The sequence below is a fragment of the Kitasatospora sp. NPDC043949 genome (assembly GCF_056435365.1).
In genome coordinates this window covers 53,287-61,501 of record NZ_JBWKEQ010000048.1, presented here as the reverse complement: position 1 = coordinate 61,501, position 8,215 = coordinate 53,287, and the positions used below count along the sequence as shown (strand labels likewise).

Sequence of the window (8,215 nt, the reverse complement as noted above, 5' to 3'; positions counted from 1 at the left end):
CCCCCCCCCCCCCCCCCCCCCCCCCCCCCCCCCCCCCCCCCCCCCCCCCCCCCCCCCCCCCCCCCCCCCCCCCCCCCCCCCCCCCCCCCCCCCACTGCGGTCAGGCCCGCTAGCGGCGGTCCTCCTCGACCGAGCCACGTAGACCACTGCCGTCCCGGACATCCGGGATGATCCGTCGGCGGCAGCGGACCTACCTCGGGTAGGGTGCGGGATCGGCTGCAATGCGTAACGGGGTCCCTACGCAGCACTTCGCCCCGCCGAGCAACCGCTCGACGGGGCGAAGTAGTCAGGCCCCCGGATTGACCAACTGCGTCCGATTCGAGCGCGAGGGGCCTCAGCCTGTCGCCAGTCGGTCTGCGCTCCCCCCGTGGTCATCACACTGTCGTACAGCGCGGCACCGGGACCGTACAGCGGACGGCGCGCGGCCGTGCGGCTGAACGGAGCCGACCGTTCCCGTGTCAGGTTCCCGAGGCCAGCGCGCCGACCCGCAGTTGCGCGAGCAGCGGCAGCACGTTCTCCTGGTCGCCGTCGGCGGTGAGGACGAGGAGTGCGCTGATCAGCACGTGGGCCATGTCGTCGATCGTCTGCAGGTCCGCCGGGCGCTCGGACCACAGGCGCAGTGTCTGGGCGAGGAGTTTGGCCATTCGGGTGCCGGTGTCGGTCCGCATGCGGGTGACGGCGTCGTCCAGTTGGTCGGCGGGCAGGCCGTCGTGGACGCCGTGGGCGGCGGCGAGCAGGGTCTGGAGGGCCATGTCGGCGTAGTCGGCGATGGCGGCCTGTAGGGGTTTTTCCCCGGGGCTGCCGGCGGCCAGGCTCCCTACGGAGCCAACATCCACAGCCACGACCCGGACACCTGGAGCGTCGTGGCCTGGGCCCAAGTCAGCAACGACGGTTTCTGCGGTGTGTCGGGCCAGGGCGACAGGCACACCTACACCACCGGAGGCACCTCCGGCACGCCGACGCCCGGCGGCTGCTGATTCGGGTCGGTGCGTCAAGGGCCACCCCGGCTGGAGCGACCACCTGACGTAGCGGCCTGGCCTCGAGTGAACACCGGCCCCGACGTGAGGAGGCCCCGGCCCCGGGCACCGTAGCCGTCTGGGGCCGCACCCAGGGAAGCGGCCTTGTCAGCCGTCCTCGTAGTCCCCTTCAGCGGCCAGGCGCCGGTCCAGGTCACCAACCCACTCCTGCGCCCACGTCCGCAGGCCGGCGATCGCGTCGCCGTCGAGGCCGTACGCGGCGAACTCTGCGTCGTCGATCCAGTCCGCGTCGGCCAGGCGGTCACGCAGTTCGGCCAGGTCGAAGGTGTCGCGGGCGTGGCGGCGTCCGAGGTCTTCCAGGTCCCGGTGGCTGAACCAGCGGGCGGCGGCCTGGACGTCGATCAGGTCACGGGCGTAGCCGCGGTCGGCGAGGGCGCGCATCTTGGTGCCGACGACGACGTCGACGCGCAGGACGGGGCCGAACTCCAGTTGGACGGCGGGCTTCCAGAGGTGTTCCTTGAGGACGTCGACCTCGCAGCTCTCGCCGGTCTCGGGGTCGGTGACGACCAGGCGGCCCGACAGGGGGACGACCTCGACCTCGTGGACCTGCCATCCCCGCTCGGTCAGGCCTGCGGTGAGTGCTTCGGCGATCTCTTTCATCGCGGCCGGGTGTTCGGTCGCGACGTCCAGGTCCTGGCTGAGCCGGTCGGCCAGTCCGTGGGCCTGGACGGCGTAGCCGTCGGTCAGCACAAGCTGGTAGGGGGCGCCGACGGCGAGGACGTCGGCCAGTAGGCGCCGGTGGAGCGGGGTCAGTCTCACGCCGCGGCGGGGCGGGCTGCGATCGCGAGCTCGGTGAAGGCGGTCTCCCACACCGTGCGGACGGCGGGGCCGACCAGTGTCCTCAGCACCGGCCACTGTGCCACGAGGAGGCCGGCGTCCAGGAGCTGTGGAAGGTCCTCTCGCATGCCCTCGTTCAGCACGATCCGGTACAGGCCCATTCGCTGCCGCGGCTGTTCCAGGTCGAAGGTGCGAAGGCCCGACCATGCGAGGTGCAGCGGAAGCTCCACCCGGCCGGCCGTCGGCCCTTCCAGTTCCCCGAGGGAGCGCGGAAGGCGGGCGGCCGGTTACCCGGAACGGCTGTCGGCGGAAGCAAGCGGCGTCATGCAGACGATTTTCCCCCTCCTTCCCGGCCGGTCTGCGGGCACCCGGGCATGGGACTACTGATACCAGGCGTCTCCACCCTCGGCGAGTGAGCGTCCAAGGTAGTCCCGCAGGTCACGGGCCGCCCAGCGGCGGCTGTCGGTCTCGTGTTCCCAGACGAAGACGTCCGGCCTCCGTGGCGTCCGCACGAAGGCGAACTGGTCGCCGCCACCGTTGTCCCCGAAGAACAGAAGGGCGTCGAACGGCATGTACAGCTGGGCGAAGGAGCCGTCCGACCGGAAGCAGATGTTCTGCTCGACGATCTGCTCGATGCTCCAGACGGTGTCCACGCCGGTCTGCCCGACGATCCCGTTGCTCTCCAGCAACAACTGCTTTAGCCCGTCCGGCAGCTCCTCCCCGAGCTTCCGCTCCGCCTCGGCGAGGACTGCCTCGTCGGTGGGATCCCTGAAATCGGCGTCGGGGAACACGTCACGGGCGACTTGTCTCCACATGACCCGGAAGCGTAGCTATCCCGGACGACAAGCTCACGCGGGACGAACCACGCTCAGCGACAACCCGGTGTGGGACGCCACCCCTGGCTCGTCACCGGAACGACAACCTTGGATAGATTCGCGACCGCTTCGAGGCGGCTCGGCCTTGGTCCGGTTTATGAAACCTGCGCAGGTCAGAGCTGTGTGGAATGGTCGGAGCGGGTCAAATCTGCCGGTCCGGGTCGGAGAAGGTCAGGCCGGCGGCGAGCGGGCACCGCGCCGGGGCGGGCGCTGGCGCGGTCTCGCCAGGCGGCTGGCGGAAGTCCGCGCCCTGCTCCACTGGCAGCAGCTGGCGCCCGCCGGACTGGGCAGGCGCGGGAGCGTCGGCGGCGGGCTCGGAGAATGCGGGCAGCCCGAGGCTGCGGCGGTTGGCGGTCATGATGACAGTCTCGCAGGACCAGCCAACTCCCGGACGCAGCCGGTGGAGATCGGGAGTGACCATGGCGGGCGCGGCCCTGCGACCGGCCGGCACCCGATACCGTGGTGCCGAGAGGCAGAGGCAGGAGGAACCCGATGAGCCTCCAACCCATGTACCATCACCACCCACCGCAGCCCCGAGTGCCGCGCATCCCCGACGGCATCACCGCCGCCCTGCAGGGCGGGCGCCGGATTGAGTTCTACCGCGAACTCGGCCAGGCCCCCATCGACCAGGCCGAGCAGGTCCTCAACCGCTGGTGGTGCGAGGCCGAAATGGACACCGACCCCGACCAGGACCGCATCATCGCCGCCGCCCGCAACGCCACCCTGCCCACCACCACCATGGCCGACGTCCTACGGCTGCGCCGTGAGCGGGGCGGGGACCTGCCGGGTGAGTGACGAAGAGCCGGACGGCCTGTGGCCGGTCCTGCCGTCCGAAGCCGTCCAGGACGCCCTGTCCGATCCCGGCCTGCCGGTCGACCTGTTCTCCGCGATCGTCGCGATCGCCGAGAACCCATGGCTGCCGGAGAGCAGCGCCCGCGACAGCGCCGGCGACTGGCGTCGACTCCCGATCCCCCACGGACGCGGCCTGGCCGAGTACGTCATCGACACTCACAGCCACCTCGTACACCTCACCCGCATCATTCCCCTCTGACGGGCCGCCGCCTCGCCGCCCGAACCTGCCTCGCGCCGATCGCTGGCGCGGACGGCCGAGAGGCCGCCGGATTCCTGGTCACGGCCGTGAGGCAGGAGCCAGAAGACGCGCGGACGGGCTGCTGTCCGAGGCGCGCGTTAACCTGCCAGGGCAATCCCTGGCAGGCGCAGGGACTCGGAGGAGGTTCTGCTCTCCGGTTCCGCCGCCGGATTCAGCGGGCCGACGCGGTGGAGACGGCGGCGCGAACCCGCACGACGGTAGTCTCCGGGCGGCACACCGGATCGGGCCTCAGTGGGCGTTTAGTGTGGGCTAATTGCACCTTATGCCCTAGTAGGTTCCTCGCCAGGTTGGTGTGCTTTCGTCCGCTATGCGCTTGGTGAGGTTGTCGATCGAGGCGACGTGGATCATGGCCTCGGAGCTGGCCGGGAGGGTCTCGTAGTCGCGGGCGAGGCGCCGCCGCAGCATGATCCACCCGAGACTCCGTTCGACCACCCACCGCCTTTTCGCAACATGGAATCCAGGGATGTCGGACTTCCGGTGGACGACTTCGACGTCGATTCCGAGGCCGGCTCCATGCTCGACCATGGCGTTCTTGAAGCCGGTGTCGACCCAACTCTTGGAGATGCTCGGACAGGTCTTCTTGGCCTGATCAAGGAGCTGTATTCCCACGGCGTTCTCGGACAGGCTCGCGGCAGTGACGACCACGGCGAGGATCAGGCCGATCGTGTCAGTGAGGATCCCCCGCTTCCGACCGACGATCTTCTTCGCGGCGTCGGTTCCCTGGCTGGTCACGGGCACATTGGTGGAGGTCTTCACACTCTGGGTGTCGATCACCGAGGCAGTCGGCTCGGGCTTGCGGCCTTCCTTCACCCGGGCCAGTCCGGTGAGATCGTAGTTCAGCTGGGCGAAGATTCCCTCGTCGCGCCACGCGGCATAGTAGGCGTAGACGGTGCCGTGGTTGGGGAAGTCGTGTGGAAGGTATTTCCAGGGGATTCCGGTTCGGTTGACGTAGAGGATCGCGTTGAAGACGTCGCGCAGGTCGACTTTCGCCGGCTGTCCGGTGGGCCTGCGGTCGAGCCGGGCCTTTCTCCAGGCCGTCAGAGTCGGCTCTATCAGGGCCCATCGGGTGTCGGACAGGTCGCTGGGGTACGGCTTGCCCTGGGCCATGACACAGCGTCAGCAGCAACAAGCCGGAGGATGCCGTTCCGCTGCTGATCGGGCGATTCCATGACGTCTACAGACCAGACGGACTTCGAGCAGCTGGAAGCCGTCCGCACGGCCAACGCCGCGCTGCGCCCGTGCTGGACGTGCCGGGGCTCGATCGGCGGGAAGGAGGGCTCGAAGCTGGAGCTGCGGGAGAAGGCCGGCCCCGACCGGCTGGAGCGCCCGGGGTGCGTGCAGGCCCGCACCGCAAAGGACCTGGGTCTGTTGGTGCTGCCCGCTCCGAACAAGCGGGAGCTGGTGACCGCGTTGGTGTCCGCTCCGGACGATCCGTGGTGGGAGGTGCGGGTTTTGCACGTCAGGCTCTATCCGGTTCGGGACCGTGGGGTGTGACTGCTGCTGCCCTCACCTGCGCCGTGGGTCCGTGCATGGCGCGTCCCGTCGCCTGGTCGTGCCTGCCCAGTCTCACTGATCATGGCGGTGGCGCTTGTGCTGGGCTGAGGCTCGTGTCGAGCGGCACCAAAGAGTGCAGTACCGCAGGGAACAGTGCAGTAGGTAGTTCAGTGCCGCGCGGAAGAGTGCAGTCGGCTGGACTTTCGCCAACGTCTCCGCTGGTCAACGGACTTTCCGCCTCATCAGCGGACCGCCCGTCCGCCAGCGCGGGTCGAACCTTGCTCATCGGCTTGCGCCCTTCCGCGCGGTCGACGGCACCCGGCCCACCGCACGAAACAGTGCAGTCCGCAGGTCAGCGGGCTGCCGACTGCACTCTTCCGCGCCGCTCAACAGCTCGCCAGGTTTCATGAGACGGATCGGGGATGCCAAGCTCAGGGATCATGGCATTTCTTGACTGGCGCCATCGGTGTCGTCCCCGGGTGAGTTTGACCGCATCCCGTTTGGGGCACGACGTGCTCTCACGCGCGGTTGTCGCGCTCACGTGGGAGGCACGTGTCCGACGGCGGTTCCCACACGAGTCCTTCCGCCTCCAAACTGTCGATGATCCACTTCCGGCCAGTCTCCCCTGCCACTGCCCAGGTGTATTCCATACAGCGGCGCCGCTTCCGGCGGAGCCTCCACAGCCTCGTTCGCCCACGAGGCCCTGCCAGGTTGTGCACGAGGTCGGCAAGCCACCCGATGCAGACGACGTAGTCATCGCCCATCCACTGGTAGAAGGGCTGTCGCCGCCGGGCCATAGCGCGAATCTGAATCACAGCGAGGTACGTCAGGGCCGCAGCGGCCTCGTCATCATCTACCGCCTTCATAGCGAGTCCCCTCTCCTCCAAGCCGCCGAGTCCCACCCTGCCAAACTCCAGTGGCAGGAAACTACCGGTCGTCAACGCTCAGTGGCGAACGGTCAGGGTCCAGTGACGCCGGACAGAGTGGTTCGCCACCGGCCAGGCTCGCCGAGACTCCGCCAACGCCCAGTGCGAGCCCGGGACCGCGACCGGCAGGGCCAGACGTCCTTTGAGCGGGCGTGTGCTCACCGGGTGAGACCCACGTCAGGGAGGGCTTGGAGGGGGGTAGGCCGGATGGTTCGTGCCGGATGTGGTCCGGTAGGCGCGGTGCTTTCGTGGCTGGCAGCAGGTGGCGCCGGCCGCCCGACACCTCTCACCCGAAGGATGGACGTTCATGCCTGCTGCGCGTAGGGCCACGGTCGCTGCGGTACTTCTCGCCACGGTCGCCTTCACTCTTCCCGCTGCCGCCACCAGCGCGGACGTCGCGGAACCGGGGGTGACATGCGATGACGGCGTCGATACCGGCACGTTCTTTCCCGGGCTGGATGACGTTCCGAAGGACGAGGTCGTCACCCACGCCGAGGTGGGCGGAAACTGTTCGGGGTCCACCGCCGAGGGTCTGACCTCGTTCACCGGCAGCTTCACCGGCATCTCCTGTGGCGGCCCTCACGGGTCGGACTCCCTCGGGTCGGGCACCGAGATTCTGACCTGGAACGACGGTTCGACCTTGACCTGGCAGTTTGACGGACCCTACCTGGACCATTCCCCCAGCGGGATGTACATCGATTACGGCGGCCGGGTCACCGACAGCCGCTACCAGGGCCTGAGTCTCAACTCTCGTCTGAGTTGGCAGAGCTCAACCCGAGCAATAGTCAATACCTGTGGATGGCTTGGTCATGGCCGCGGGTTGGTTCCCCGGATGGCCTGCCAGCCGGAGTGCGGGGCAGCCGAGGTCAGGAGTTGTACTCCTGTGCCCCGGAGAGTCGCCAGCCCGGTGTGGACGGGGTCGAGTTCGTCGACGGATCGTCCGAAGTAGGCGAGGATCTGCGTCAGCTCCAGGTCGATGGCTTCTGCCGAGTCGCGGATGTGGTCGAAGCGGGCGCCGCGACGGACCGGGCCGAGGATGCAGCGCACCGTGGCCATGGCCTCAGCCGAGTTCACGATGGTGACCTGGTCGATCTGCAGTTCCACCTCGGCTGTGTGGCTGCCAGGGCTGAGGAGCTCGGTCACGCCGCCACCTCGGTGCGCTCGACCAGGGCGCTGTTCTCGAACCTGCCGCCGGCGCGGACCACGGCGACCAGGTGGGCGCCGGTGATCGCGCGCCAGCGGTCCAATCCAAGGTGGCACCCACCCACAACTGGTTCACCCTCCTCGACGTCGGAGACTTCGGCTGGCGCTTGGTCCACGGATATCTCGACGGCGCTCAAGGGGAGAATTATTCCATTTTCAAGCCGTACGACTGCATCGGCATGGACACCAGCGGTTACTTGCCCGCACAGGTATGGGGTTCCCAAAAGATGGCCCCGAATGTTCTCTTCCTCGGCAAGGCCCCCCTGACCGAAGTAGGACGTGAACTTGGGCCCTGCCTCCGGAAGCGTGAATATGGACGGATGGTGATGTCGTCAGCGAGTGTGCAGGATGCGGTGCCGCAGGAGGTGCTGGACGGCGGCGTAACGCTCGCGGGTCCGTCGCACGATGAGGCGATGCGGATAGCTCCTGGGTTCGGCCGGCTCGGCTCGTGACCTCTCCTCGTCCGAAAGGCGCCCACCGCGTTCGGCCTCCCTGGACCCAGGTGTTCGCTACCGGGGCGGGCGCCGTTTGAACGGCACGACGTTGGGGCCATCGGTCGTGAGTTCGTCGCGCAGGCTCTGGTTCTCCAGAGTGAGCTGGTTGACCACGCGGACCATGGCGGGAACGTCGACCCGGAGCTGGCTGAGCTCCTTGTTCTTCGCGGCGACGGTCTTCTTCAGCTTGGCGATCGTGGCCCGCAAGCGGGCTTCGGTGTCCAGGACGGCACCGCGCTGCTGGACGTGCTCGTAGAACTCGTTGCGCAGGTCCGGGTGGCCTTGCACGCCGAAGGCA

Annotated in this window: 11 protein-coding genes and 1 pseudogene; 4 read left to right on the top strand and 8 right to left on the bottom strand. The window is 68.5% G+C overall.

Going from position 1 to position 8,215, the window contains the following annotated elements; translation table 11 throughout:
• Nucleotides 1-458: 458 nt before the first annotated feature.
• The 5 genes and pseudogenes from AC07AL_RS30460 to AC07AL_RS30440 form a co-directional block, all read right to left on the bottom strand.
• The gene (locus AC07AL_RS30460) at nucleotides 459-842 is read right to left on the bottom strand and encodes a hypothetical protein (protein ID WP_363633149.1); all 384 of its coding nucleotides are present in this window, start codon (nucleotides 840-842) and stop codon (nucleotides 459-461) included.
• Between the two features lie 282 nt (nucleotides 843-1,124).
• Complete coding sequence (locus AC07AL_RS30455; protein ID WP_363633147.1) at nucleotides 1,125-1,796, bottom strand: nucleotidyl transferase AbiEii/AbiGii toxin family protein; 672 nt, start codon at nucleotides 1,794-1,796, stop codon at nucleotides 1,125-1,127.
• Nucleotides 1,793-2,092: pseudogene (locus tag AC07AL_RS30450) on the bottom strand (hypothetical protein); the annotation flags it as partial. The gene AC07AL_RS30455 and the pseudogene AC07AL_RS30450, both read right to left, overlap by 4 nt.
• Before the next feature lie 102 nt (nucleotides 2,093-2,194).
• Nucleotides 2,195-2,629: an SMI1/KNR4 family protein gene (locus AC07AL_RS30445; RefSeq protein WP_400989439.1), complete on the bottom strand. Its 435-nt coding sequence runs from the start codon at nucleotides 2,627-2,629 to the stop codon at nucleotides 2,195-2,197.
• Between the two features lie 202 nt (nucleotides 2,630-2,831).
• The gene (locus tag AC07AL_RS30440) at nucleotides 2,832-3,047 is read right to left on the bottom strand and encodes a hypothetical protein (RefSeq protein WP_478318939.1); all 216 of its coding nucleotides are present in this window, start codon (nucleotides 3,045-3,047) and stop codon (nucleotides 2,832-2,834) included.
• A 134-nt stretch (nucleotides 3,048-3,181) separates the two neighbouring features.
• Between AC07AL_RS30440 and AC07AL_RS30435 the strand changes: the two genes are divergently transcribed.
• Together AC07AL_RS30435 and AC07AL_RS30430 are read left to right on the top strand one after the other, a co-directional pair.
• Entirely contained in the window at nucleotides 3,182-3,484 is a 303-nt protein-coding gene (locus AC07AL_RS30435) for a hypothetical protein (protein ID WP_400812409.1), read from the top strand.
• On the top strand, nucleotides 3,477-3,740 hold the full coding sequence (locus AC07AL_RS30430) for a hypothetical protein (RefSeq protein WP_363633140.1): 264 nt from the start codon (nucleotides 3,477-3,479) through the stop codon (nucleotides 3,738-3,740). Before AC07AL_RS30435 ends, AC07AL_RS30430 begins: the two co-directional genes overlap by 8 nt.
• A gap of 327 nt (nucleotides 3,741-4,067) precedes the next feature.
• Here AC07AL_RS30430 and AC07AL_RS30425 read toward each other — a convergent pair whose 3' ends face one another.
• Nucleotides 4,068-4,907, bottom strand: coding sequence for an IS5 family transposase (locus AC07AL_RS30425; RefSeq protein WP_478318937.1), 840 nt, complete (start codon nucleotides 4,905-4,907; stop codon nucleotides 4,068-4,070).
• Between the two features lie 60 nt (nucleotides 4,908-4,967).
• On the opposite strand from AC07AL_RS30425, the gene AC07AL_RS30420 reads away from it, so the two are divergent.
• The gene (locus tag AC07AL_RS30420; RefSeq protein WP_363633136.1) at nucleotides 4,968-5,294 is read left to right on the top strand and encodes a hypothetical protein; all 327 of its coding nucleotides are present in this window, start codon (nucleotides 4,968-4,970) and stop codon (nucleotides 5,292-5,294) included.
• A 1,733-nt stretch (nucleotides 5,295-7,027) separates the two neighbouring features.
• On the opposite strand, the gene AC07AL_RS30415 is transcribed toward AC07AL_RS30420, so the two are convergent.
• Nucleotides 7,028-7,363 (bottom strand): hypothetical protein, encoded by a 336-nt coding sequence (locus tag AC07AL_RS30415; protein WP_363586080.1) that lies wholly within the window; start codon nucleotides 7,361-7,363, stop codon nucleotides 7,028-7,030.
• Between the two features lie 110 nt (nucleotides 7,364-7,473).
• On the opposite strand from AC07AL_RS30415, the gene AC07AL_RS30410 reads away from it, so the two are divergent.
• Nucleotides 7,474-7,875 (top strand): hypothetical protein, encoded by a 402-nt coding sequence (locus AC07AL_RS30410; RefSeq protein WP_478318935.1) that lies wholly within the window; start codon nucleotides 7,474-7,476, stop codon nucleotides 7,873-7,875.
• A gap of 57 nt (nucleotides 7,876-7,932) precedes the next feature.
• On the opposite strand, the gene AC07AL_RS30405 is transcribed toward AC07AL_RS30410, so the two are convergent.
• Entirely contained in the window at nucleotides 7,933-8,205 is a 273-nt protein-coding gene (locus AC07AL_RS30405) for a hypothetical protein (RefSeq protein ID WP_400989320.1), read from the bottom strand.
• Nucleotides 8,206-8,215 lie beyond the last annotated feature (10 nt).

Excerpts from the sequence above, each read along its gene's own strand:
- AC07AL_RS30445 (WP_400989439.1), bottom strand. The coding sequence starts at position 2,629 with ATGTGGAGACAAGTCGCCCGTGACGTGTTCCCCGACGCCGATTTCAGG.
- AC07AL_RS30440 (WP_478318939.1), bottom strand. The coding sequence starts at position 3,047 with ATGACCGCCAACCGCCGCAGCCTCGGGCTGCCCGCATTCTCCGAGCCC.
- AC07AL_RS30435 (WP_400812409.1), top strand. The coding sequence starts at position 3,182 with ATGAGCCTCCAACCCATGTACCATCACCACCCACCGCAGCCCCGAGTG.
- AC07AL_RS30425 (WP_478318937.1), bottom strand. The coding sequence starts at position 4,907 with ATGGCCCAGGGCAAGCCGTACCCCAGCGACCTGTCCGACACCCGATGG.
- AC07AL_RS30420 (WP_363633136.1), top strand. The coding sequence starts at position 4,968 with ATGACGTCTACAGACCAGACGGACTTCGAGCAGCTGGAAGCCGTCCGC.